Annotated in this window: 24 protein-coding genes and 1 pseudogene; 16 read left to right on the top strand and 9 right to left on the bottom strand. The window is 45.0% G+C overall.

The window, feature by feature from the left end; translation table 11 throughout:
• Positions 1-198: 198 nt before the first annotated feature.
• The 6 genes from AB4238_RS09215 (at position 199) to AB4238_RS09190 (ending at position 6730) form a co-directional block, all read left to right on the top strand.
• Positions 199-876 (top strand): class I SAM-dependent methyltransferase, encoded by a 678-nt coding sequence (locus AB4238_RS09215; RefSeq protein WP_372033101.1) that lies wholly within the window; start codon positions 199-201, stop codon positions 874-876.
• A gap of 45 nt (positions 877-921) precedes the next feature.
• Positions 922-1452, top strand: a complete 531-nt coding sequence (yihI, locus tag AB4238_RS09210; protein ID WP_372033100.1) for a Der GTPase-activating protein YihI — start codon at positions 922-924, stop codon at positions 1450-1452.
• 99 nt (positions 1453-1551) lie between these two features.
• A complete protein-coding gene (locus AB4238_RS09205) occupies positions 1552-2019 on the top strand; it encodes a DUF2489 domain-containing protein (protein WP_372033098.1) in 468 nt (155 codons plus the stop codon).
• Positions 2020-2283: 264 nt separating this feature from the next.
• Positions 2284-3660, top strand: a complete 1377-nt coding sequence (gene hemN / locus AB4238_RS09200; RefSeq protein ID WP_371994265.1) for an oxygen-independent coproporphyrinogen III oxidase — start codon at positions 2284-2286, stop codon at positions 3658-3660.
• 199 nt (positions 3661-3859) lie between these two features.
• The gene (locus AB4238_RS09195) at positions 3860-5656 is read left to right on the top strand and encodes a DUF885 family protein (protein ID WP_372033097.1); all 1797 of its coding nucleotides are present in this window, start codon (positions 3860-3862) and stop codon (positions 5654-5656) included.
• A 96-nt stretch (positions 5657-5752) separates the two neighbouring features.
• Positions 5753-6730 carry an alpha/beta fold hydrolase gene (locus AB4238_RS09190; protein WP_372033096.1) on the top strand — a complete coding sequence of 326 codons (978 nt, stop codon included), beginning with the start codon at positions 5753-5755 and terminating at the stop codon, positions 6728-6730.
• Positions 6731-6785: 55 nt separating this feature from the next.
• On the opposite strand, the gene flhA is transcribed toward AB4238_RS09190, so the two are convergent.
• Genes flhA through AB4238_RS09150 form a run of 8 tightly spaced genes read right to left on the bottom strand, consistent with a single transcriptional unit; the run spans position 6786 to position 13240 of the window.
• Positions 6786-8867, bottom strand: coding sequence for a flagellar biosynthesis protein FlhA (gene flhA, locus AB4238_RS09185; protein WP_372033094.1), 2082 nt, complete (start codon positions 8865-8867; stop codon positions 6786-6788).
• A 15-nt stretch (positions 8868-8882) separates the two neighbouring features.
• Positions 8883-10004, bottom strand: coding sequence for a flagellar biosynthesis protein FlhB (flhB, locus tag AB4238_RS09180; RefSeq protein ID WP_372033104.1), 1122 nt, complete (start codon positions 10002-10004; stop codon positions 8883-8885).
• A 3-nt stretch (positions 10005-10007) separates the two neighbouring features.
• Positions 10008-10787 (bottom strand): flagellar biosynthetic protein FliR, encoded by a 780-nt coding sequence (fliR, locus tag AB4238_RS09175; RefSeq protein ID WP_372033093.1) that lies wholly within the window; start codon positions 10785-10787, stop codon positions 10008-10010.
• A gap of 46 nt (positions 10788-10833) precedes the next feature.
• Positions 10834-11103, bottom strand: a complete 270-nt coding sequence (locus tag AB4238_RS09170; protein WP_020915027.1) for a flagellar biosynthetic protein FliQ — start codon at positions 11101-11103, stop codon at positions 10834-10836.
• 4 nt (positions 11104-11107) lie between these two features.
• On the bottom strand, positions 11108-11248 hold the full coding sequence (locus AB4238_RS09165) for a hypothetical protein (protein WP_372033091.1): 141 nt from the start codon (positions 11246-11248) through the stop codon (positions 11108-11110).
• A gap of 39 nt (positions 11249-11287) precedes the next feature.
• Positions 11288-12016, bottom strand: coding sequence for a flagellar type III secretion system pore protein FliP (gene fliP / locus AB4238_RS09160; RefSeq protein WP_220737231.1), 729 nt, complete (start codon positions 12014-12016; stop codon positions 11288-11290).
• A 2-nt stretch (positions 12017-12018) separates the two neighbouring features.
• The gene (gene fliN / locus AB4238_RS09155) at positions 12019-12366 is read right to left on the bottom strand and encodes a flagellar motor switch protein FliN (protein WP_220737232.1); all 348 of its coding nucleotides are present in this window, start codon (positions 12364-12366) and stop codon (positions 12019-12021) included.
• A 4-nt stretch (positions 12367-12370) separates the two neighbouring features.
• Positions 12371-13240, bottom strand: a complete 870-nt coding sequence (locus tag AB4238_RS09150) for a FliM/FliN family flagellar motor switch protein (RefSeq protein ID WP_248976376.1) — start codon at positions 13238-13240, stop codon at positions 12371-12373.
• A gap of 613 nt (positions 13241-13853) precedes the next feature.
• On the opposite strand from AB4238_RS09150, the gene AB4238_RS09145 reads away from it, so the two are divergent.
• The 10 genes from AB4238_RS09145 (at position 13854) to AB4238_RS09100 (ending at position 23424) form a co-directional block, all read left to right on the top strand.
• Positions 13854-14681 (top strand): OmpA family protein, encoded by an 828-nt coding sequence (locus tag AB4238_RS09145; protein ID WP_372033087.1) that lies wholly within the window; start codon positions 13854-13856, stop codon positions 14679-14681.
• A complete protein-coding gene (locus AB4238_RS09140; protein ID WP_372033085.1) occupies positions 14678-15985 on the top strand; it encodes a sigma-54 interaction domain-containing protein in 1308 nt (435 codons plus the stop codon). The genes AB4238_RS09145 and AB4238_RS09140 overlap by 4 nt, the downstream gene beginning before the upstream one ends.
• A 25-nt stretch (positions 15986-16010) precedes the next feature.
• Complete coding sequence (gene fliE / locus AB4238_RS09135; RefSeq protein ID WP_372033083.1) at positions 16011-16349, top strand: flagellar hook-basal body complex protein FliE; 339 nt, start codon at positions 16011-16013, stop codon at positions 16347-16349.
• Positions 16350-16429: 80 nt separating this feature from the next.
• Complete coding sequence (fliF, locus tag AB4238_RS09130) at positions 16430-18145, top strand: flagellar basal-body MS-ring/collar protein FliF (RefSeq protein WP_372033081.1); 1716 nt, start codon at positions 16430-16432, stop codon at positions 18143-18145.
• Between the two features lie 89 nt (positions 18146-18234).
• A complete protein-coding gene (locus AB4238_RS09125) occupies positions 18235-19221 on the top strand; it encodes a flagellar motor switch protein FliG (RefSeq protein ID WP_248976411.1) in 987 nt (328 codons plus the stop codon).
• Complete coding sequence (fliH, locus tag AB4238_RS09120; RefSeq protein ID WP_372033078.1) at positions 19221-19976, top strand: flagellar assembly protein FliH; 756 nt, start codon at positions 19221-19223, stop codon at positions 19974-19976. Before AB4238_RS09125 ends, fliH begins: the two co-directional genes overlap by 1 nt.
• On the top strand, positions 19939-21306 hold the full coding sequence (locus AB4238_RS09115; RefSeq protein WP_220739848.1) for a FliI/YscN family ATPase: 1368 nt from the start codon (positions 19939-19941) through the stop codon (positions 21304-21306). The genes fliH and AB4238_RS09115 overlap by 38 nt, the downstream gene beginning before the upstream one ends.
• Positions 21303-21716 carry a hypothetical protein gene (locus AB4238_RS09110; protein ID WP_220739850.1) on the top strand — a complete coding sequence of 138 codons (414 nt, stop codon included), beginning with the start codon at positions 21303-21305 and terminating at the stop codon, positions 21714-21716. Before AB4238_RS09115 ends, AB4238_RS09110 begins: the two co-directional genes overlap by 4 nt.
• A 700-nt stretch (positions 21717-22416) precedes the next feature.
• A complete protein-coding gene (locus AB4238_RS09105) occupies positions 22417-22902 on the top strand; it encodes a DUF4265 domain-containing protein (RefSeq protein ID WP_372033076.1) in 486 nt (161 codons plus the stop codon).
• Between the two features lie 99 nt (positions 22903-23001).
• The gene (locus AB4238_RS09100; RefSeq protein ID WP_372033074.1) at positions 23002-23424 is read left to right on the top strand and encodes a hypothetical protein; all 423 of its coding nucleotides are present in this window, start codon (positions 23002-23004) and stop codon (positions 23422-23424) included.
• Between the two features lie 503 nt (positions 23425-23927).
• Here the strand turns inward: AB4238_RS09100 and AB4238_RS09095 are convergent.
• Positions 23928-24165: pseudogene (locus AB4238_RS09095) on the bottom strand (IS110 family transposase); the annotation flags it as partial.

Below are 24165 nucleotides of genomic sequence, written 5' to 3'. Positions count from 1 at the left end.
TAACCATTTCTTTACCAATGCGCTTTGAATTGAAAAGGCTGAGGGGCTCTGAACTGGTCAAATACTTAATGCAATTGGTATCACTCAAATAGTTGGTTTATATGTTAATATCAAATCAAGTTGCTCAGTGGCCACACTCTCTTATCTTCAACAGCCTTGGCGGCAATTCTCACCATTAATGTAGCTGGAGTCGTTTTAATGCGTCGATGTCCATTATGCTTTAGTGACAACAATCAGATATTTTTTGAGAATAAAAAACGTTGCTTATACCGCTGTCACCAATGTGAACTGGTGTTTGCAGACGCAAATTCACACCTGCCACACACCGCAGAACTGCAAAAGTACCGCTCAGCCAACAACAAGCAAAAATCACTGTCTCAATTTCTATTCGATTTAGTTGTGCAATGTGAAACCGCAGACCACTCTCTACTTGGTCTCAATTTTGGTCGAACACTAAATAGCAAAAGCCTACGAAGAGTCATTGAACGTGGCCACCAAATCAATCAATACGACCCCAGTCTTGCTCCGTGGACTAAACAGTTAAAGCAGCAATACGACTTCATCTGCTGTTATCGCGTATTTGAACATTTTAAGTTCCCGCGCAAAGAGTGGACCTTGCTATGTGAGCTAGTTAAGCCTGGAGGTTGGATTGCGATTAACACGCCATTACTCACCGATTTAGCTGGGTTTGATAAATGGCATTATAAGAACAACCTCACCCACGTAAGCTTTTACCAACAGCAAAGTTTCAAATATCTGGCTGAAAACGTCGGTTTTAAGCTATTATTTGCAGCAAACGATCTCATTCTGGTGCAAAAACCATCAGGATCTGGTATAACACGCGACCAAACTTCAATTGTTGATAGAGACAACTAGTTCTGTCAGCAGCAGAGTCATTTAAGTTATCGAGATAAGCGAATCATGTCCCGTAGTAAGAAAACGCGTAAGAGCAACGAAAATGCTCCAAAATTAGCTCCAAGAACCAAGAAGCACGAACGAGTTCTTGCGGGTAAAAAACAGGTTGCTGGCAATAAAGCGGGAAGCCGTCATAACGCTTCGATGATTGAAAACCAAGCCAATGGTGGCAGCGCCAAAAACAGCGATCCTCGTCATGGCAGCAAGAAACCTGTTCAGCTCAATATCGTTAAAGAGAAACAGGTAGAGAGTAAGCCTAAAGCGCCGAAATTGACGGATGAGCAAAAGTTATTAAAGCTTGAAGAAGATCCAAGACTAAATAGCCTGCTAGATATGCTTGAAGAGGGTAAAAACCTGAATCAAGAAGATCAGAAGTGGTTAGATAAGCAATTAACCCAAATCGAAACTCTGTTAGATAAGCTCGGCCTATCTGATGAAGAGGAGCAACCTAAAGCGAAGAAAGCTGTCAGCGATGACGACCTATTCGACAAGTTTGAATCTGGTGCAGATCTGCTAAAAGATTACCAGAACGACTAGCTCTCAACATACTGACACTTAATGGCATCTTTATTGATGCCATATTTTTATCTGCTATCCAATTAATTAGAAAACTTTTTGACTGTAACAGGACCTAGCATGACCACAGCGCTTATTGTTATTGGCTTTTTCGTTATCGTTGCACTAACCACTTATGCAACTTACCTGTTGTTACGCGTGCGTAAGCAAAACCAAGCTAGAGTACAGCAGCAACAACAGCAAGCGGCCGCAGCTAAAGCTAAGTCAGAAGAGTTATTAGATAGCATTCGCTACATCGCTGCTGCAATGCTAGAGGAGCGCTGCGAAATATCGGAAGGTGTCATGCGTATTGCTAAACTATTTAATTTAGTCGGCATGTCTGAACTTGTTAGCGAGAAATACCCTGCAACCTTCAAGCATTTTGAAGTCATAAAAGAGCATCCAATTAAAGAGCAGCGCAAAACGCTATCAAAGCAACAGCGAATGAAGCTCGATTTCTCCCGCATGAAATCTGAAGCTGAACTTGAAGCTAAAATACTCGAAGAAGCAAAACAACTTAGCGAATTCGACCCAGCTTCACTACACTAATTTGCGTTAACAACTATGTTCAAAGTTTGTACTATAGCTCTATCTAGATTCTACCCAGATCGCACTTATAGAAGATTTTGATAATATAGGGTGAGTCTGTGCACAAAATCTACTTAACAGCGCAGACATAGAGCTTAAATTCAGCGATATTCTGTTGCTCTTTGTTACCCACATTCCAAATTTACAACATGGATCAAGGTTATTGCACAAATAACGATGCATACTTCACATGTTGCTAAATTACTAAACGTCGGAGGACATGCCTTGAAGCAGCCAACACAAATTAGCTGGGATCAGTCAATGATCGAAAAGTACAATTATAGCGGACCGCGTTATACCTCTTACCCGACGGCGCTAGAGTTCGAAGATTCGTTTACCGAAGAACAACTGCTGACCTCTATCAAGAACAGCAAAAGTGATAAGCTTTCTCTTTATATTCATATCCCATTTTGCGCTAAGCTTTGTTACTACTGTGGCTGTAATAAGGTCATCACACGTCACCAACATAAAGCAGACCAGTACATTGAGTACTTAGCAGCTGAAATTGTTAAACGTGCGCCATTATTTAAAGACTACTTAGTCACCCAAATTCACTGGGGCGGTGGCACACCAACATTCTTGACTCCAGAACAGATTCTGACATTGTCTGCACTTGTTAAAGCTAACTTTAACGTAGCAGAAGTGGGCGAGTACTCTATTGAAGTCGACCCACGTGAAATTGAACTATCTATGCTAGATACCCTAAAAGAAGCGGGCTTCAACCGTATCTCTATTGGTGTGCAAGATTTCAATAAGAAAGTACAAATTGCGGTTAACCGTGAACAAGATGAACAGTTCATTTTTGACCTGATGGCACGCGCTAAAGAGCTAGGCTTTGTTTCAACTAACATCGACCTTATCTATGGTTTGCCACACCAGACACCAGAGACCTTTGCAGAAACAATGCAACGTGTACTCGATCTGGATCCTGACCGTTTATCAGTCTTCAACTACGCTCACCTGCCATCACGTTTTGCAGCGCAGCGTAAGATTAAAGATGAAGACTTAGCGTCTCCACAACAAAAGCTAGATATGTTGCACCAAACAATCGAAACTTTAACTGGAGCGGGTTACCAATACATTGGTATGGACCACTTTGCTAAGCCAGATGATGAATTATCAATTCTTCAAAACGAAGGTCGCTTACACCGTAACTTCCAAGGCTACACCACCCAAGAAGAGTGTGACCTACTTGGTTTAGGTGTTTCTTCAATTAGCCAGATTGGCGATTGTTACGCACAGAACCAGAAAGATGTTCGCCCTTACTTCGAGTCAATCGATGCTAATGGTCATGCACTTTGGAAAGGTTGTGGCTTAAACCGTGATGATGAGATTCGTCGCGTAGTGATTAAGCAGCTTATCTGTCACTTCGACTTAGATATGGCGCAGATTGAAGAGAAGCTAAACATCAACTTCGAAGAGTACTTTGTAGAAGATTTAAAACTACTGCAAACGTTCATCGACGATAAGCTAGTCGACATCACAGATAGGAAGATCACCATCAGCCCTACAGGCCGCTTGCTGATCCGTAACATCTGTATCTGTTTTGATGTTTACTACCGCGAGAAAGCAAGACAACAACAGTTCTCACGCGTTATCTAGTCTGATACTAGACAACTTAATAAGAAACCGGCTTTAGCCGGTTTTTTTGTGCCTGCTGAATAACTACTTATAAGGTCAGATAAACTCGATCATAACGGCCGTATTTTTCATAACATTTGCTATAACTTTCCTGCGTGACCTTTAGCAGCACAATAGGCATAATCGAACTTATAACAATAACAAAAATCACGGATATATCATGTATAAATACCTGCTACCCTCGGTGTTAATCATCGGCTTAAGTGCCTGTCAAACAGCACCAACTTCAGCTGTTACTGGATCTAACGTTACGACGACGTCAACAAAATCGCAGATAAATGCACAACTGCAACAAGCTATCGATACCTCTTGGCAGATCTCTTTAGATGGAAGCCCAAGCCTTGCGTACTCTTTGGGTGACCAATCATCAGCGGGCAAATTACAAGATTTATCACCAGAGGCGCTGGCATCACTCAATCAACGTCGTATCGAATTACTCCGTCAAATAAAAGCATTAGATCGAGCAGTATTAAGCGCTGACGATGTTATCAACGCCAAAATCCTGCAGGACCAAGTACAAAATAGTGTTGACCAATATCGCTATAAAGATCACTACATCCCTCTGTCAGCAGAAAGCGGCTTTCATGCCTATATAGCCTCGATCTCTAAAGGTCGATTTGCAAAAGTTGAGGACTATCAAAACTACATCAACCAACTTAAGGCGCTACCGACTTACTTTGCACAGCAAACCTATTGGTTAAAACAGGGGTTAGCAGCAGGTATCACGCCAGCAAAAGTCACCCTTAATGGGTTTGAAACCAGCATTAGTGCTTTTATCGTGCCTGCAGAAGAGAGTGGTTACTTCAAACCTTTTACTGAGTACCCAGAGTATTTTACCAAAGCAGAAAAAGCAGCCCTCACCGAGCAAGGCTTAACCTTGGTTGCTGACACGGTACTACCTGAGTATCAAGCGTTTTACGACTTCATGGTCAATGAGTATATTCCCAATGCTCGTACTGACATCGCCGCCTCAAAGCTGCCCGACGGTGAAGCATTCTATGAAAATAGAGTACGTTACTACACCACCTTAGATATGACTTCAGATGAAGTGCACCAGTTAGGCTTAAGCGAAGTTAAGCGTATTCGCGCCGAGATGCAGCAGATCATCGATGAGTTAGAATTTGAAGGCAACTTTGCAGAGTTCCTCCACTTCTTAAGAACCGATCCACAGTTTTATCCTAAAACGGCCGAAGAGTTACTCAAAGAAGCGGCTTATATTGCTAAGAAAGCCGATGCCATGTTACCTAAGTACTTTGGTAAACTGCCACGTCAACCTTACGGGATTGCCCCCGTTCCCGCTGAAATAGCACCTAAGTACACCACAGGCAGATACTCTGGTTCTAATCGAGATGATGAAGCTGGCTACTACTGGGTCAATACTTATGCACTTGATAAACGCCCATTGTATGAGATGGAAGCACTAACATTGCACGAAGCGGTGCCTGGTCATCATCTACAGATAGCATTAAATCGTGAGTTAACCAATCTCCCTGACTTTAGGCGCTACAGCTATATATCAGCCTTTGGTGAAGGTTGGGGGCTTTATTCTGAGTACCTTGGCCTAGAGGCGGGTTTTTACCAAGACCCATACAGTAACTTTGGCCGCCTGACCTATGAGATGTGGCGTGCAGCACGACTCGTTGTCGACACCGGTATGCATGCAAAAGGCTGGACTCGTCAGCAAGCGATGGACTTTATGGCGAGCAATACCGCCCTATCGCTACACAATGTTACCACCGAAATTGATAGATATATCTCTTGGCCTGGCCAGGCTCTGTCTTACAAAATTGGTGAGTTAACCATTAAGCGCTTGCGCGCTCAAGCCGAACAAGAGCTAGGCGAAAATTTCGATATTCGAGCCTTTCACGATGCAGTGTTAGCTAATGGTTCTGTACCGATGTCGATTCTTGAGCAACAAATTAACGACTTCATCAAACAACAGCAAGCCGCACTATAATTGCAATCCGTATATAGATGGCCGCTACAAGCGGCCATTTTATCCCCACAAGGAGTTTGCTACACTGCTGCTAACCTTATTCTTTAGATAATCATTATGCCGAATGCCGCTGAGCCCGCTCCATCATTAAGCGCTACAAGTTCCTTTTCATCAGAGCATCACCTTAATAGCCCAGAACAAACTGCATTTTGGCAGCAAGTGACTCAATCAAGTTTCAAAGCAAATGACGATGTCAGCCTCGCTTATGCCAGCATCATCAATCCAAATAGCATAGGAACGATTGTGCTGAGTAGTGGCCGAGTTGAGTCCTATTTGAAGTATAAAGAGCTAATGTTTGATCTGTACCAGCAGGGTTACAGTTTATTTGCCATTGATCATCGTGGACAGGGCCTTTCCAGTAGAACAACTTCAGATCCACATAAAGGACATATCGACAATTTCCAGCGTTATGTCGACGATTTTGGCGATTTTATCGACAAAGTTGTTAAACCACAGCCAGAAGAGAATTACTTTCTAGTGGGACATTCTATGGGGGGCGCAATTGGTACTTTATACCTAAAACAGCACTCTGGAGTGTTTAAAGCAGCGGTTTTTTCTGCACCTATGTACGGCATTAAACTGCCTCTACCTAAGCGCTTTATTCGTTGGTTAGCGTCGTTACTCGATAACCACAATAAGCAACAACCAAACTATGTACTGGGTGGCAAAGGTTACCATGCTGATGAGTTTGATAAGAATGACCTCACCAACAGCAAATTGCGGTACCAAGATTATCGCAAACTCTACCAACAACAGCCTAAACTGCAACTCGGTTCACCGACTAACCATTGGTTAGTTGAGTCAATTGATGCCGGCGATAATGCAATTAAAGCCGCACAGAATATCGATATCCCCTTGCTAATCTTGCAAGCTGAAGAAGATACCATTGTCAGTAATGCCGCTCAAAAACAAGCGGCTATCGGCCAATGTAAGCTACTCAACATTCCCTATGCTCGCCATGAAATATTCATGGAGCGCGATAAAGCCAGAAACTTAGCCCTTAGCGCACTGCTGGCATTTTTACAGCAAGCTTAGCCCACACCCATACTCAGCAGCTATTTGACCTCATGGGTCAATTAGCTGTGCATAATTATCCTAACTGCCCAGCCACCATTAGCTCCCGTGTTTCGGGGATCTCATTATACGACAACACATGCAAACCACGGGCAAATGCTAACGCATAACGGGCAAGAATGGGTCTTAACTGCGGTGATACAAGCAGTAATGGGCTATGACCATGCTCTTTGGCTTGCGCTAGCAACTGCGGCATTCTTTGCTGTAATTGTGCCAGCAGTTGTGGGTCAACCGGAAAACTATCCAGCGCCACTTTACCCTGCTGTTGAGCTTGATTCAGTGCCGTAATTAATGTCTGCTCCAGCTCCGGCGCTAACGTCATTACATTCAATTTTGGATCGGCCCCAACAATTGAATGCAAAATGGTATTTCTCAATGCACAACGCACATCTGCAGCCAGCAGCACGGGATCTTTACTGTTCTCGCTGCAATCGAGCAAGGTGGTTGCTATGGTGCGGATATCCTTCAATGACACTTGCTCTTTAAGTAAGAGTCTAAACACTTTTAGCTGCAAAATAGCGGGTAAGGCTGTATTAAGAGATTCAGCCAATTTGGGCGATTGCTTGGCTAAGCGATCACTCAGCGCCAATACATCATCATGCTGCAGCATGTCAGGCAGCGACTCTCGGATCAGTTTACTCACGTGGGTCGCAATAACAGTGGCATTATCCACCACCGAATATCCTAGGTTAAGCGCGTTCGCTTTAGCTTCCTGCTCAATCCAGATTGCGTCCATTTGATAGGCAGGCTCTTTGGTAATGACACCATCGATATCACCAAAAACGGGGCCACTTTTAATCGCCATCAAACGTTCTGGGTCGAGCTCAGCAGACACAACGGGATTACCCATTAAGCTTATCTGATACGCGTTTGGAGCAAGTGACAGGTTATCTCGCACTCTCACTTCCGAGAGTAGGAATCCTGCTTGCTCGGATAGGGTTCTACGGATCCCGGTTAAGCGTTTTTGCAGTTCAGCTCCTTTGCTGCGCTCAACCAAGTGCACCAAGCGGTAACCCAATCGCACCTCGATAAGATCGGTAAAAGGCAGTGCATCCCAACTTGGCGCTGACGGCTCACTCAGGTTACTCTCAATTTGCGCTTCAACCTTGGATTCTGCAATCACCGGACTGCGTTGACTTTGCTTCCAAGCGGAAAACCCAAGTAGTACCGCAAATGCTAAAAACACAAACGACGGCATCCCTGGCACTAACCCTAAGATCAGCATCACAATCGCTGCTGTAGCTAACGTTTTAGGGTTCGCTAATAACTGCTGTCGCAGTTGCTCAGGCATCTCTTCGGCATCGGAGACCCGAGTGACGATAATCGCCGCCGCCGTTGCCAGTAGTAAAGATGGGATCTGTGCCACTAAGCCATCACCAATCGTTAGCAAGGCAAACGTTTTAAAGGCTTCAGCAGCACTCAAGTCATGCATGAAGATACCAATCGCCAGACCACCGAGCATATTAATCGCTAAGATCAAGATCCCCGCAATAGCATCACCACGAACAAACTTAGACGCGCCATCCATTGAGCCATAAAAGTCGGCCTCACGGGCAACCTCTTGTCGGCGATCTCTTGCTTGCTCTTGGGTTAAAATCCCGGCATTAAGATCGGCATCGATGGCCATCTGCTTACCGGGCAGTGCATCCAGTGTAAATCGGGCAGAAACTTCAGATATGCGCTCGCCACCTTTAGTGATCACCACGAAGTTAATGATCATTAAGATCAAAAAGATTACCGCACCAACAACATAGTTACCGCCAATCACCACCTCACCAAAAGCTTGGATCACTTTACCCGCAGCATCGCCACCTTGATGACCTTCAATCAATACCACACGGGTTGAGGCAACGTTCAAAGTTAAGCGTAGCAGTGTCGCCAATAACAGTACTGTCGGAAAGACCGAGAACTCCAAAGGGCGACGAATCGATACACCTACGAGTAACACCATCACAGCCAATACAATGTTAAAAGTAAACAATATATCCAGCAGGAATGGCGGCAACGGTAATATCACCATCGCTAGAATGGTCAGAAGCATTATCGGAATGCCGATATAACTTGGACTGCCGGAAAAAGTGCGCGAGAACCAGTTCATGAAATCAAATATCCTTTAGTCGTGTCGTAAATTTTTCGGAATAAAAAAGTGGGGTAATGGATCAGGCTTTGCCTGTTTGCCCTGCCTAGAGGCTTTGATTTGCAGTACATACGTAAGCACATGGGCAATGGCGATAAATAGCGCCGCCGGGATCTGTTGATCTACCTTAGTAGAGTAATAAATGGCGCGGGTAAGCGGCGGTAACTCAATCACCTCCACATCGTGACGCAGAGCCACTTCGCGCATATGCAGTGCCAGTTCATCAGTGCCTTTAGTCAACACATATGGCGCATCTGCTTTATCAATGTCATATTTAAGCGCTACCGCATAGTGAGTCGGGTTAACCAGTAACACATCGGCTTTAGGCACTGAAATATCGGCTCTAGAACGGCTAATACGTTGCTGCATCTGGCGTATTTTTGCTTTGATTTCAGGTTTACCATCTTGCTGTTTATGTTCATCTTTAACCTCTTGCAGCGACATCCTCAGCTCTTTATGGTGATGCCAGTATTGGTAAGGCACATCGATAAAGGTGATAAGCAGTAATCCAAGCCCCAGAAACAACATCCCCAGTGACAACATATCGATAACTTTTGATACTGCCTCGTCAACTGGTAACTGATTAAAGGTCAGCAGTGTTTGCAGGTTTTTTTCAAGAAAAAACCACATGATCCCCACCAACAACACAATCTTTAAAATGGATTTAACCAGTTCAACTAATGACTTAACCGAAGCCATTCGCCCCAAACCTGCGATAGGGTCGATACGGCTGTATTTGAAGCTGGCATTTTTGAAATTAAATACCGGCCCGCCGGGCATCGCGCCTGCCACCATAGCAATCAAGGCAACCATCAAAAAAAGTGGCCCGAGAATGTTTAATATTTCGAGCAAGGACTGGGCTAAGTGACGCGTCATCATTCCAGGCTCATCCAGCTGCGCCTTAGTCAGTAACATATTGGTGCGGGTCATTTTTGCCACTTTAGCTGCAATCCAATCCGAACTTGTAGTCAGTAACAGTGAGCAACCAATAATTAGCGCCGTGGAAGCTAGATCTTTAGAGCGAGGGACCTGGCCTTCATCTTTAGCCTTTTTAAGCTTCTGCGGCGTGGCTTGTTCTGTTTTGGCCGCTGTCTTTATTGCTCATGGCACGCCACCAATAAACTGATACATAGCCGACAACGCATCGAGACATAAGTCGCTATAGCGGCTGGGTAAACCACTAAAGGAGAAGAACACACACAATAAGCCCATTAACATCGACATTGGAAAACCCAAGGCGAATACATTTAATGAAGGTGCAGCGCGGCTTAATACGCCAAAAGTGATATTCACCATTAACATGGCCAGCACAGCAGGTAGTGCCAGCATAAATGAAGCCGCAAAAATCCAACTAATTCGTCCAATTAGCCCCATTAAAGGCAGGTCAAACACTCCCATGCCAATCGGCCAGAGTCGAAAACTATCAACCAGTATACCCAACGCGACAAGATGACCGTCTAACGCCAGAAAGAGCAGCGTGCCATAGAGTAAAAACCACTGCCCTAAAATAGGGTTTGAGCCGCCATTTGCGGGGTCATTCATGATCGCCATTGCCAGCCCCATCTGCATCGACATCATCGCGCCAACCAAGGTCATCACATGGATCATAATGGTCAAAAACAGAGCCAACATAAAGCCAACCAACAGCTGCTCAATGCCAAGAAATAGCGCTTTTATCGAGATCGCATCGACTTCTGGAAAGGGTGGCAAAATAGGAGCAACTAGTACCGAAATGCTGATAGCCAGCAGAATACGAACCATGACTGGAATATAGGTACTACTGAGGAAAGGCATCACCATAAAAGCCCCCATAATCCGACAGAATGGCCACCAGAAAGTTGCGATAAAGGTGCTGATTTGCACAGAAGTAAGCGACAACATTAGGCGCTAGCCTCCGCCAACATGAGTGCAGAATGCGCCATCTTCATCAACCTATAATATGGGGAATGTTGAGGAATAAGCGCTGAAACAGATCGCTGATCTGCTGCAACAACCACTCGCCAGCGAACAACACCATCAACAAGGTGAGTACCAGTCGTGGCAAAAAGCTAAGTGTTTGCTCATTCACTTGAGTGGCAGCTTGAAACACTGCGATCAATAGGCCCACCAGTAATCCAGGAACCACTAGCACACCAACCATAGCCACCACCAAAAAAATCGCCTCAGCAAACATTGATGTCAGTTCATTTACGTCCATATGGCTACCCAGCTCCGTGAAGCAAAAAGTTAATCACAAGCGGCCAGTCATTCACCATCACCAACCCTGTCATCACCAGTCCAGAGAGTAGAAAACAACGATCACCTAAAGAGGTTGAATCTCGCGGTTCTTGCTTAGCACTCATAACTATTTTCCTTCCTATCAAGCCGCTTATTCAAAACAGCTATCCATAACTCGCCACTAAGGTGCTCACAGTCATAGACCAGCCATCTACCAATACGAAAACCATTAATTTGAACGGCAACGAGATAATCAATGGCGAAAGCATCATCATCCCCATCGACATCAACACGCTGGCAACAACCAGATCGATCACCAAAAAGGGCAAGAACAGTAGAAAACCTATCTGAAACGCTGTTTTTAGCTCACTTAAAACAAAGGCAGGCATTAACACAAAGAAAGGGATCTCATCGGCTGTTAATGTGGTTGGCTCATCAGCAATTTTGAGCATCTGCTCAAGGTCAGTCTCACGGGTTTGCGCTAACATAAATTTGCGCAATGGTACTTCCCCTCTCACCACCGCCTCAGTTAACTCAATTTGCCCCTGATCGTAAGGCAGAAATGCATCATCATAAATTGCTTGCCCAACAGGTCGCATAATGAAAATAGTCATTACTAGCGCGATACCAATCAATACCTTATTAGGCGGGCTCTGCTGTAACCCCAGTGCTTGGCGCAAAATGGCTAACACTACGATCACTCGCGTAAAACTAGTCAACATCATCAGCAGTGCAGGTAAAAAGCTTAACACTGTCATCAATGCCAATATCTCTAGCTTTACGTTTACCGACTGGGCCTCAGCGCCGTCACCTAAAGTAAATAATGTAAAACCATCACTAGCATGGGCACCCGAGGAGAAACCAACGAGTAGCAGAAGCAAGACTCGCCACATAATTAGTCGTTGGCTCCAGTGAGGCTAATCGCTTCAACTTCCAATAAGCGAACCCCATAACGGCCATTCACTTCAACAACTTCACCGCGACCGAGCAAAGCGCCGTTAACACGAATATCTAACGGCTCACCGACCATTCTGTCGAGAGCGACCACATCCCCCTCGCCCATTTGAGTCAATTCGCCTAATGACATCTCCGCACTCGCCAACTCTAACGTCACTTGGACCGGTAATTGATGGAAGAAAGACATATCTTTTTTAGGCTTTGGTTGGCTACTCACCTCTTTCTCATTGAAAAATTCGTCATCAAGTAGAAAGTCTTCATCTTGCAAAATATTTTGTTCAGCCATTGGATTATTCCTCTAATTGAAAGGCTTCTTGTGTCAATTTGGCAACCATTTGCCCTTCATGAGCGTGGACGGTGGCATAAAAGATAGGACGCTTGCCCACAGTAACTGGGCAGCGAGAGTGCAGGTTCATCGGTAAGATATCCCCCACTTTAAGCTGCTGTAATCCGGTTACCGGTAAACTCTGTTGTCCAAGCTCAAGCATGACTCTAAACGGAAGTTGTGTAAGGCTTTTAGATAGCTTCTCATTTAAAGCCGGATCGGCTTGATACTGACTAGGTTGTTCAGCCATCAAACCTAAAAGGTGCTCAGCCAAATAGAAGCTGATCCCTGGTCCACTATGCACTTTGGGGAAATTTAACTCGCAACACACAGGGGCTTTTATCGGGGTAGTGTTAGTGACTAGTTCAAGTTCTAACTCTTCAGCATCAATCCGGGCAACAGGTAAGGTATTTATCGCTGCCAACATCAGTCTTTTTACCAGACGGAATTCTGACTGGCTCGGCGACCTCAACGGCGATTTAGGTGCGCTAGAAAAGCTACCGTAATAACCACTTGCCAACTGATCTAACGTGCACTTGTCTATTTTCCACCAGCCTAGCTCTACACGCTGATAACTCAGCAGGAACCAAGCATGGTGTAGCTCTGGCACTACAGCTTCAGATTTAGCCGATAGCGATACCTGAGACAAAGCATGGTGCCCTTGACGAATGATTGGGTTCAGTAACTCATTGACGGCATCCATCATAGGTCGCTGACTATCAGTAAGCTGTATCAATAATCGGCTTCTAGCTAACTTTTCCTTTAATAAGGCAACAGGTCTCACCTCAACGTTATGAGATAATTTCACCAGCTTTGCTTTTGCGGTTGTTTTCATTATAAACCTTGTAACAAAGAACACTGCCAAATATCCGGCAGCAACTAGTTAATAGTTATTTAATTGACTAATGACAACTTAATGGCGCGACAATTAAATATAGGAACACATAGTAATATTTAATAGCGACAATTAAAACTCAAAAGATCTAAATTAAAAAATACCTCAAACTTTATTTTTTAATTTGCAATTAAAGCGACCGTATTCATAAAAACTTTAATTTTATTTTCATTTTTTTCAAATCCTCCACAAAAAACCCGCATCACGCAATAAAACACCATAAAAACAATGAAAAGCGCCACATACCGCTAATGAATCGCTAAAGTAAAAACCAGCTTTGTTACACTTTTATATAATTAATCTCCACGCTTCAATTATTAAAAAATAAAAATTTGAATTATTCTCAAGTAGGGATATGAATTTTATAATAAATGGCACAAAATGTTTTACATGCTTGTTCATTGCGTGTTTAATTGGCAACCTTACGAATTAAAACAGAATAGATAACAAGAGTTACCGAAGAGAATTAACTGAGGGTTATTAACAATTGAAACTACTAGCTTATATATTAAACTGCTTATTAGTTATTTATATATCTCTCATAAATAGTGCAATGGCAGTGACAACAAACTACCAAACTCCTTTAGAGCAATCACAATGGTTATTTGCAGGAGATGTCTTTGGCTGCTCTATCACTCATAATGTCCAAAGCTTTGGTTCATTATCGCTGACGGCCATGCCTGGAGAGCCCTTGGCACTCACATTAGCCGCCGACTGGATTAGCATGCATGACGTTTCAAGCCAAGCATCTGTCACCTATCCAGCCTGGAAAAGTCAACACACGGCCCCCGTAGCAGCAACATCGCTCCAGTGGCACGGAAACCAGGCTCGCAGTGAGCAATCTATTGCACCATTTTTGGAAGCTCTAGAGCAGGGTTTGGCTTGGAAAGTGAAGGTATCAGTCAAAGATGGCAGCCAGTACAGCGTCGACTCTGCACCGGTTGCAACCAAAGCCGTCGCCAATCAATTTCGTTTATGTAGACAAAAACTGCTACCGAAGCCTTTTAGCTACGTACGTCGATTAGATCTCATGTTTGATACCAGCTCAAGCCGTCTCAATTCAGCCCAAAGCACAGACCTATTCGCGGTATATCGCTACATACAAGCTGACCACTCAATTGCAGAGGTGCTTATCGATGGTCATGCTGATGCTTCTGGTGACCGCATCGCCAACTTGGTTCTAAGTAAAGAGCGTGCCGATGAAGTCGCTTCAATGCTCATCGAGCTTGGTGTTCCGGCAAAGATGATCCAAGTCAGACACCATGGTACCCGCGCACCAATATCCAGTAACAATAGCCGTCAAGGGCGAGAGTTAAATCGCCGAGTATCGATTCGTTTAGTGAAATCTCAAACGGCCTCCACTACGGGAACATCCCTATGAACCGTTCGAGTTTAAGATTTGTCGATTCAAAGTTACCAGAATCAAGCCAAACAAAGTTGGCACTGCAAGGGTTCAACTTTTGGCAGCAAGATAGTCAGAACCAGCCGTGGCTAAGCTTGGTTAACTTGTCTAACTGTGACAACAGTGAAGTCGCTCAACGCTTACGTCAGTATCCGGGTAAACATCAGGTTGCTTTGCTTAACCCAGAGCAAACTGAACTTGCCAGTATCGCCATGCAATCGGGTATACAAGATTACTTATTGTTACCCATCGATGATGAACAGCTCAGTTCTCTGCTGCACAGATTGCGTCGTATGGAGTTGCCAGAGAATGATCTTGTTAGCGTTGCTTCTGAAAGTCGTCAGTTGTTGATGCTAGCTCATCGCGCAGCAGTTACCGAAGCAACCGTGTTATTAACCGGCGAAAGTGGCACCGGAAAAGAACCGATAGCGCGCTACATCCACCGCCATTCTAATCGAGCCAAACAACCTTTTATTGCCATCAACTGCGCAGCAATACCTGAGAGCATTTTGGAGTCGCTACTATTTGGTCATGTTAAAGGTGCCTTCACCGGCGCAATGAGCGATCAGCCCGGTAAGTTCGAGATGGCTAATGGCGGCACGCTGCTGCTTGATGAAATTGGTGAAATGCCACTGCTACTGCAAGCCAAGTTACTGCGAGTATTGCAAGAAAGAGAGGTAGAACGTCTAGGCGGCCACAAATCCATTGCATTGGACATTCGAGTCATTGCCGCCACCAACAAAGACCTACGCAGCGCGGTTCAAACTGGTCAATTTAGAGAAGATCTCTTCTATCGTTTAGATGTACTGCCACTAAAAATCTTACCTTTGCGTGAGCGCCGAGAAGATATCTTGCCGCTCGCTGAGCACTTTTTACAAAAATACAAAATGCTCGCCGGCGAGCAGACTTGCTACTTCAGCGAACAAGCTCGCAGCCTATTGCTCAGCCACAACTGGCCTGGCAATGTGCGTGAACTAGAGAACACTATCCAAAGAGCCTTGGTGATGCGTAGGGGTCAAGCACTGCAGGCCGCCGAACTTGGTCTAGTTGATCAAGATTCCCAGCCTTATGCAGAGCAAAGTGAGCAAGGCCTTAAAGCATCGAAGCGCCGCGCTGAATTTCAATACATCATCGACACCCTGAGACAGCACAATGGTCATCGCAATCAAACTGCTGCCGCATTGGGAATGACGACAAGAGCCCTCCGCTACAAGCTGGTGCAGATGCGCGAAGAAGGTATTGATATTGATCAGATCCTTGCAGAAATAGGCCAGGCGGCTTAACCACTTTTAAAAGAAGAGAACACTCATGTCCAATGCAATTTCAATAAGCGCCGATTCAATGATGCAACAACTTAGTGTCCACAGCGAGATGGCTAAGGGAGCAATCAAAATCAGCCCAAACCCAGCAGATTCAGGCTTCGAAGCGCCCTCTTTTACCGATCTAATGCAAAATAAAGTGTCGGCGATAAATGCCGATCAGAATGCCTCCTCAGCATTAATGCGTGCGGTAGACAGTGGTGCAAGTGATGACTTAGTGGGCGTAATGGTTGCGTCGCAAAAAGCCAGTCTCTCGTTTTCAACCATGATTCAAATTAGAAACCGCTTAGTGCAAGCATTCGATGACGTCATGAAGATGCCAATCTAATGATGCAAATACAACAAAATCAAAGCAGACATTACCACCTAAATACTCAAGTGATATTTTCGGGGAAGGATAACTAGACTATGTCGACAACTATAACAGCCGAGGCATCCACACCTGAACCGGCAAACAACAATGCAGCTCTCAATACGCTCAAAGATAAATGGCGAGATTTTAATCGTGGTGACCGACAAGCAGCCGTACTTGCGGTTTTTGCCATCGTAGCAGCTTGCGTCATTGTATTGATGTTGTGGAGTGCCAGCCAAGGTTATCGTCCTTTATACGGTAACCAAGAAAATGTTGATACCGCGCAAATCATTGAAGTATTAGAGGCTGAAGGGATCAGTTATCGCCTCGATGCCAGCAGTGGTTTAGTGCTGGTTGTTGAAGACAAACTCGGCCAAGCACGCATGCTACTTGCCGCCCGTGGTGTTAAAGCTAAAGTTCCATCAGGCATGGACTCATTAGAAAACTCAGGTATTGGTACCAGCCAATTTATGGAGCAAGCCAAATACCGTTACAGTTTAGAAGGCGAGCTATCACGCACCATCATGGCACTTAAAGCGGTAAGAAGTGCACGAGTCCATTTAGCCATACCAAAGAAAACCCTATTTATTCGTCAGCAGCCAGAACTGCCCTCAGCGTCTGTAATGCTAGACCTCTACTCAGGCAGCAACATTCAACCAGAAAACATCGAGTCTATCGTCAATTTGGTTGCAGGCAGTGTCACTGGGATGACACCAGAACGGGTACAAGTTGTTGACCAAAACGGCAACCATTTAAGTGCCGGTATCAGTGCCAATCAAGACATCACTCAAGCTAGAGACCGACAACTTAAATACACCCAAGAGTTAGAGCAAAGTTTGATCGGCCGTGCCTCAAGCATGTTGCAACCGATACTGGGTCAAGATAATTTCCAAGTACAGGTCTCTGCCAAGGTTAACTTTAACCAAGTTGAAGAAACCAAAGAGTCACTGGATCCGGTATCAGTGGTAACCCAAGAAAATCAAAGCAGCAATGAAACCAATGCCGACATGGCACTGGGTATTCCAGGCGCACTAAGTAATCAGCCACCCACTGCGACTCCGGAAGAGAGTAATAATCGTCGTAACATCAATCAAAAAGAGAGTAGACAGTTTGATGTCGGTCGCTCTGTAAGGCATACCCGTTTTCAACAGATGCAACTCGAAAATCTATCGGTTTCTGTACTACTCAATAGCCAAGCAGCAGGTACAACGGGCTGGACACAACCACAACTCGATCAACTCAGTAGCATGGTGCAAGATGCCATTGGCTTCTCTCAAGCGAGAGGCGATCAGTTCAGTATCAATAGCTTTGAATTTGCACCTATTACCGTCGCGCAATTTGAGCCAATGCCTTGGTGGCAAGGTGAAAGCTACCAAGCTTATTTACGCTACTTCATCGGCGCTATCTTAGGACTGGGAATGATCATCTTTGTTCTACGACCGCTGGTTTCACACCTTACGCGCACCGTTGAATATAACCTCAAAGATGATGGCACGACTATAGAGCCCAAGCGCATTCCACCCGCAGAGCTTGCCACTACAGAGCTTGATCGTAAAGCCAGCACTCAAGATGACCCACAGGCTTTAGCCGACAAATTAATGGGGCTAGACAAAGACCCAAGCCACGGAGATTGGAACTCAGATATCGGCCTACCAGCAGCAGGCTCACCACTGGCAGTCAAGATGGAACATCTAAGCTTACTTGCAAATCAAGAGCCCGCAAGAGTGGCAGAAGTGATTGGCCATTGGATCAGTGATAAAGATGAGCATTAACCCTAAGCCCGATGCCATTTTATCTAATCGTATTTTAGCTTTGAATATAGGTAGCCCGAACTGTGAATAATAGCGACCCCGTAATCAAGATGGATAACCTAGATCAAGCTGCCATGTTACTGCTTAGCATGGGAGAAAAAGGTGCCGCCCATGTTATGGCGCACTTAGATCGCAATGACGTACAACACCTGAGCCACAAGATGGCTCGCCTCTCTAGCATCACTCAGCATGAGGCAGAAGCAGTGTTGGGGCGTTTTTTCAAACGCTATCAGGAGCAGTCAGGCATCGCTCGCGCATCACGATCTTACTTACAGAAAACCCTCGACTTAGCATTAGGCGACCGGGTAGCAAAGAGTCTTATCGACAGTATTTATGGCGACGAAATTAAAACCTTAGTTAAACGGTTAGAGTGGGTAGATCCTCAACTACTCGCCCATGAGATCTCTAATGAGCATAGCCAATTGCAAGCAGTACTATTAGGGCTACTACCAGCAGAAAGCGCTGCGCAGGTGCTACAAGGTTTACCGGAAGCCGGTCAAGATGAAGTACTCGTGCGTATTGCTCAGCTAGGGGATCTCGATCGAGAGGTCGTTGATGAACTGCGCCAACTCGTCGAACGCTGCATGTTGATGGCAATGGAGAAGAGCCACACGCAAGTCAGCGGTATTCGCCAAGTGGCTGACATTCTCAACCGTTTCGATGGTGATAGAGAGCAGCTGATGGAGATGATAAAACTGCATGATAAACAGCTCGCTAATAACGTCGCCGATAATATGTTCGACTTCATTATTCTAGGTCGACAAAAAGCAGAGACACTACAAGAGATCATGGCTGCCGTGCCTGCTGATGTGCTGGCTCTAGCGCTTAAGGGAATTGATGCTGAACTTAAATCAGCACTACTGGAAGCCCTGCCTAAACGTATGTCTTCGGCAATCGAAACCCAGATAGAAGCTATTGGTACAATTCCATTAAGCCAAGCAATTGCTGCTCGCAAAGAGATAATGGAAATTGCCAAACAGATGATGGATGAAGGCGATATCGAGCTGCAATTATTTGAAGAACAGGTGGTTGACTAATGACTAGTGCTATCGGAAAACAGCTACCACACTGGAGACTGACCGGCGATCATGCTCGCAAGCATCGTTTCTCGCCGCTAGTCACTCCTGAAAATAACCAAGAGCAAAGTGAAGGTAGCTGGCAGGACTTTCAGCAAGCCTTTGACAAAGGTTATGACGAAGGGGTGCAAAAGGGTCACCAAGCTGGCTTTGAGTCTGGTACCGAAGAGGGGCACCAATCTGGTTACGCCGCAGGCTTTAATCAAGGTCGAATTGAGGGTCAGCAAAAAGGCAAAGACAGCATAGACACCGATCTCAATAATATGATCGCCCCATTAGGCGCACTTAAGTCACTGCTTGAAGAGGGCCATGCCCAGCAAGTCAACCAGCAACAGTCCTTGATTTTAGAACTGGTAAAACGCGTGTCACTGCAAGTCATCCGCTGTGAATTAACCTTACAACCGCAGCAGATCCTCGGGTTAGTCGAAGAGACATTAGCCGCCTTGCCAGATGATCCCACCGAAGTAAAAATCCATTTAGAACCGAGTGCCGTCAACAAACTCCGCGAATTAGCAGCCGATAAGATCCAAGATTGGAGCTTAGTGGCTGATGCCAGCATTAGTGCCGGTGGTTGCCGTATTGTGAGTGACACTTCAGATGCAGATGCCTCTGTTGAAACCCGACTCAACACCTGCATGGCACAAGTAGAAGAACATCTGCAACAAACAGTCGCTGACAATGTCACCCCCGCTGAGGCTCAGGTTGAAACTGCATAGTAATATTCTTGACTGGCCTAGCGTTCCAGTCGCACAGGTTTATGGTCGCTTAACGCGAGTTAATGGCCTGCTGCTCGAAGCAGTAGGTTGCCAACTAGGTACCGGTGATCGCTGTTATATCGAATGTCGAGACAACCACAGAGTAGAAGCTGAAGTCGTCGGCTTTTACAAAGATACTCTGTGCTTAATGCCAATCGAACCGACACATAGCCTGATGCCAGGGGCGCGTGTGATGCCAATTGAAGGGCGCTACCAAATCCCCTCAGGCCAAGGTTTACTCGGTAGAGTGCTAAATGGCCTTGGCCAACCACTAGATGATCTCGGCTGTATCAAGCATATGCCCCATGTGCCGCTGCAATTTAAAACCACCAATCCCTTATTACGTAAACCAATCAAAGAACCACTCGATGTAGGCATTAGAGCCATCAATGCGTTACTCCCGGTTGGCCGCGGACAACGCCTTGGACTTTTTGCAGGTTCAGGAGTCGGTAAAAGTGTCCTGCTAGGCATGATGACCCGCTTCACCGAAGCAGATGTCGTGGTTGTAGGTTTGATTGGTGAACGTGGCAGAGAAGTTCGCGAGTTTATCGACGATTCTCTCGGAGAAGAGGGACGTAAACGTGCGGTTGTGGTTGCCGCCCCTGCAGATACCACACCACTGATGCGTATGCGCGCGATGCGCTTATGTCATCAAATTGCTGCGGCCTATCGCGATCAAGGCAAACAGGTACTGCTACTAGTCGATTCATTGACTCGCTACGCCCAAGCTCAACGAGAAATAGCCTTAAGTTTAGGTGAGCCGCCCGCCACCAAAGGCTATCCGCCTTCGGCGTTCGCCCAACTGCCAAGCTTGGTCGAGATGGCAGGCAACAGCCAACACCCTACAGGTACTCTAACCGCGTTCTATACCGTACTGACCGAGGGTGATGATCAACAAGATCCTATTGCTGATTCAGCTAGAGCGATCTTAGATGGTCATATCGTTTTAAGCCGAAAACTGGCCGAACAAGGTCACTTCCCAGCGATAGATATTGCCGCCTCGGTAAGTCGACTAGCGACCCAAGTTGCAAGTGAAGAAACACTACATCAAGGACAGTGGTTTAGGCATATTAATAGCCGCTATAACGAGATCCGAGACCTTCTGCCGCTAGGTGGCTATCAAGCCGGCCATGATCCAGAAATGGATCTGTCGGTCAGTGCTTATCCACACATGGCCACCTTCTTAAAGCAATCAATTTCAGTTGCAGCCGACCATGCACACAGTATCGATGCACTCGCTCAGCTAGTGAATAGCATGGGATATACCCCAGCCAATACGGAGCCGTCATGAAACAGTTATTAAGGCTTTGCCAACAAGAGGAGAAAAAGCTGGGTCAGTTAGGTCAACAGCGCAGTGAAACCCAATGCCGAATCGACTCCGTGTCGCAACAAAAACAGCTATTAAGCCAGATGGTAAAAGAGTATACCGAGCTAAGTTGTAACGCACTGTCACCAATAACGCTGCAAAATAGCGCCCAGATGATAGAAACTATTGCACCAATGCAAAAGCAACTGACTCGCAAGCAGTTATTACTGCAGCAGGAACATCAAAGAATGGATACTTTATGGCGCCAACAACTGGGGCGTCAGCAAGGGATAAAGTGGCTATATCAAGAACGAAAACAGCAACAGCAAGCCCACTTAGAGCGGCAAGAGCAAAAGCAGCAAGATGACCTTGCCAGTCGTTACGCTCTATCGTGATTGACCTTTATGAAGTCTAACCGTTTATTCTAATTTAGGGTTGCCCCAAAACGTGTTAGATCCCATTACTAATGGCTATTATTTCTTAATTCAAATCTAAATCAAAGTCGTGGCGCTTCGCCCACACCAGACCAAAAAGGGGAAAGCGCTTGCCCCCCTTTTGGATATCCCTCAGCGCCCCGGCGAAATTTAAAAAGCGAAATTTCCAACGGGGGAGTTCTGATTCTGCAAATCAATTTGAATACGTTTAGAGTCATTTGGTTACGGTAAAACAGTTAAAACTAAAGCACTATTGCTAAGTATTAACACTTAAACACCAAGTGAAGATGGAGTAGAGGCCTTCGGTTTCATAGCCAGCCCTGTAGCATGCAGAGTTATGAAGCTCAGATGAAAGCGAAGAACGCCTATTATCGCGCAAATAAAGATGCCAAAAACTATCCTGCTAGGCATCGATAATTGTTTAACATCTCACAAAACCTTTAAAAATCAGCCTTATGACAAATGTAAAAAAGTGATACACGGACCCATTGAACAATCTAGGCTCTCTTTCTCCGCACTCAATAAGGCAGTTTATGCAGCCTAAACTTAGCAAATTATCAATTTACAGCAATACCTTAGCAGTGATAGCTTGTTAAAAAACTAACGAGTTGCTAAGAACGTTATCGAGCGACTAATGAATAAGCTGTTAGCCATCTAAATTATGAATCAGACCCCTTTAGTTAAGTTACACGTAGATTTACCAAATCACTGGTCTGTTGGTGGAGAGTCAATGTGGGCAAAGCCCGTCGGTGAAAACCTCTATCAATTGAAAAATATCCCATTTTTTTCTTACGGATTAAATTACAACGACATTGTTAAAGCAATTGCCAAAAATGAAGGTTTTAAGCCCGAGATACTTGAGGTCGTAGAGGCTAGTGGCCACCAAACTCTGAGGGTTATATTTACCGACAATAAAGGTAAAAAAGAGCATATTTCAGTGATCGAATCTATACGAACTGAACATATTGGCTACGAAGGATGGGATGATGAACAATTTACTCTCAACATTACGCCTTCTGGCAATTATGATGAGTTTTTCGATAAACTGGATGAACTAGAATCAAAGGGAATACTTAGTTTTGAGACTTGTGAACAATGCATTGAAGGTAGCTTTGATGCTGTACCAGAAGACGCAGAAAATGGCTAACAAGTAGCTAAATCCAGATTCACCAAGGCTGTCATTCCATTTGCTGAGTAAATCGCCCGCCAGCGCATGGTTCACTTATTAACAGGGATACATGGATACATGGATACATTAGAGAAGCTTGCAAAGAAAAATAAGGCTCAAGAGAAGCACAGAAGTAGTGAGCGCTTTTTAACAACCGTCATGATGCTGGTTTTAATTCCATTTATATTTGGTATTGCTATAGATGTTGGTGTTATTAATTCATCTGATAATTTCAATTTATGGCTTTATGGCGTAGGTGCGCTTGGCTTTGGACTCCCTTTAGCTGCGATGGGAGACTTAATGCTCTTCACGCGCAGATTAAAGCTAACGGGCTTAATGATTGCCCAAGGTTGGTTCATTTACTTTTGGGCTTTTCAAGCCCAATTTTGGCTGGCATTTGCGCCTTTAGTACCTGTATTTGTGCTTTTAAAAATACAGATGCCTAAAATCAAACAAAAAGCAGAGTGCGAGAAAAATAGAGATATGTCGGGTCAGAGTTAACTTTTAATGCGTGTTGGATAATCGTGCTTTTCTAACCCAGTGTAGATGCGGCTGAGACCGTCTAAAATATGGCCCATTCTGTTCCATGCAGTAAATAGTGCCATATATGGACGCTCCGGTAGAGTCAAGACAATAATGTGCCTGCGAAGGGCTAGTTAGCCTTTCGCTGTTTTCCCTCTAGGTTACTTTTTAGATGTTGACTCATACTCCGCTTAAAGCGGTTATACTGCCATATATACGGGCTTAACACCTGTGGTGCGCCCCTGATGAAATTCGTACCTATGCGCCTATGTACTGTTACCAGCCATACGGTCTCGCCTTGCCCATTATCTAGGCTTAGCTGACCTTGCCACTATCAGGCTAACATAGGTTGAACTGAGTCATTCCTTCATCTTCAACAATAACCAAGAGCGGTATTTTTAAGGTGCTATCTCGCTGCTCATATCACCCAGTCGAGTTAACTACTCTTGGCACAACCGAGCTAAGCAAGATAGCGAAACGCTTTACTTTTCCACTAGAGCATATGTGCCATGTTGAGCTTGATAGACCTCTTGCTTTTGAAGCAGTATCCAAATGAGCCGCGCTAATCTGTGGGCGGTGGCCACTACAGTGCAATTAATGCTTTTGCGACTTCTAAGCTGTGTTATCCACTGATTCAAATCATCTTGTTTTTTGCTAGCATGACTGACGACGGTTCTAGCACCGTGTATCAGTTGCCGTCTAAGATAACAGTCCCCCCGC

The organism is Shewanella sp. 10N.286.45.A1 (assembly GCF_041470405.1).
Taxonomy (GTDB): domain Bacteria; phylum Pseudomonadota; class Gammaproteobacteria; order Enterobacterales; family Shewanellaceae; genus Shewanella.
Note: the sequence above shows the minus strand (reverse complement) of the source record. Positions and strands in the feature narration are given on the sequence as shown.

What these genes read in the sequence shown, in the direction of transcription:
- AB4238_RS09145 (WP_372033087.1), top strand. Translation starts at nt 13,854, where the DNA reads ATGGCAGTGACAACAAACTACCAAACTCCTTTAGAGCAATCACAATGG.
- AB4238_RS09100 (WP_372033074.1), top strand. Translation starts at nt 23,002, where the DNA reads ATGGATACATTAGAGAAGCTTGCAAAGAAAAATAAGGCTCAAGAGAAG.
- yihI (WP_372033100.1), top strand. Translation starts at nt 922, where the DNA reads ATGTCCCGTAGTAAGAAAACGCGTAAGAGCAACGAAAATGCTCCAAAA.
- fliH (WP_372033078.1), top strand. Translation starts at nt 19,221, where the DNA reads ATGACTAGTGCTATCGGAAAACAGCTACCACACTGGAGACTGACCGGC.
- AB4238_RS09205 (WP_372033098.1), top strand. Translation starts at nt 1,552, where the DNA reads ATGACCACAGCGCTTATTGTTATTGGCTTTTTCGTTATCGTTGCACTA.
- AB4238_RS09165 (WP_372033091.1), bottom strand. Translation starts at nt 11,248, where the DNA reads ATGAGTGCTAAGCAAGAACCGCGAGATTCAACCTCTTTAGGTGATCGT.
- AB4238_RS09125 (WP_248976411.1), top strand. Translation starts at nt 18,235, where the DNA reads ATGGATAACCTAGATCAAGCTGCCATGTTACTGCTTAGCATGGGAGAA.
- AB4238_RS09105 (WP_372033076.1), top strand. Translation starts at nt 22,417, where the DNA reads ATGAATCAGACCCCTTTAGTTAAGTTACACGTAGATTTACCAAATCAC.
- AB4238_RS09215 (WP_372033101.1), top strand. Translation starts at nt 199, where the DNA reads ATGCGTCGATGTCCATTATGCTTTAGTGACAACAATCAGATATTTTTT.
- fliE (WP_372033083.1), top strand. Translation starts at nt 16,011, where the DNA reads ATGTCCAATGCAATTTCAATAAGCGCCGATTCAATGATGCAACAACTT.
- fliR (WP_372033093.1), bottom strand. Translation starts at nt 10,787, where the DNA reads ATGTTGTCGCTTACTTCTGTGCAAATCAGCACCTTTATCGCAACTTTC.
- fliP (WP_220737231.1), bottom strand. Translation starts at nt 12,016, where the DNA reads ATGTGGCGAGTCTTGCTTCTGCTACTCGTTGGTTTCTCCTCGGGTGCC.
- flhA (WP_372033094.1), bottom strand. Translation starts at nt 8,867, where the DNA reads ATGAACTGGTTCTCGCGCACTTTTTCCGGCAGTCCAAGTTATATCGGC.
- AB4238_RS09140 (WP_372033085.1), top strand. Translation starts at nt 14,678, where the DNA reads ATGAACCGTTCGAGTTTAAGATTTGTCGATTCAAAGTTACCAGAATCA.
- AB4238_RS09110 (WP_220739850.1), top strand. Translation starts at nt 21,303, where the DNA reads ATGAAACAGTTATTAAGGCTTTGCCAACAAGAGGAGAAAAAGCTGGGT.
- AB4238_RS09170 (WP_020915027.1), bottom strand. Translation starts at nt 11,103, where the DNA reads ATGGACGTAAATGAACTGACATCAATGTTTGCTGAGGCGATTTTTTTG.
- fliN (WP_220737232.1), bottom strand. Translation starts at nt 12,366, where the DNA reads ATGGCTGAACAAAATATTTTGCAAGATGAAGACTTTCTACTTGATGAC.
- AB4238_RS09115 (WP_220739848.1), top strand. Translation starts at nt 19,939, where the DNA reads ATGTCACCCCCGCTGAGGCTCAGGTTGAAACTGCATAGTAATATTCTT.
- AB4238_RS09150 (WP_248976376.1), bottom strand. Translation starts at nt 13,240, where the DNA reads ATGAAAACAACCGCAAAAGCAAAGCTGGTGAAATTATCTCATAACGTT.
- fliF (WP_372033081.1), top strand. Translation starts at nt 16,430, where the DNA reads ATGTCGACAACTATAACAGCCGAGGCATCCACACCTGAACCGGCAAAC.
- AB4238_RS09195 (WP_372033097.1), top strand. Translation starts at nt 3,860, where the DNA reads ATGTATAAATACCTGCTACCCTCGGTGTTAATCATCGGCTTAAGTGCC.
- AB4238_RS09190 (WP_372033096.1), top strand. Translation starts at nt 5,753, where the DNA reads ATGCCGAATGCCGCTGAGCCCGCTCCATCATTAAGCGCTACAAGTTCC.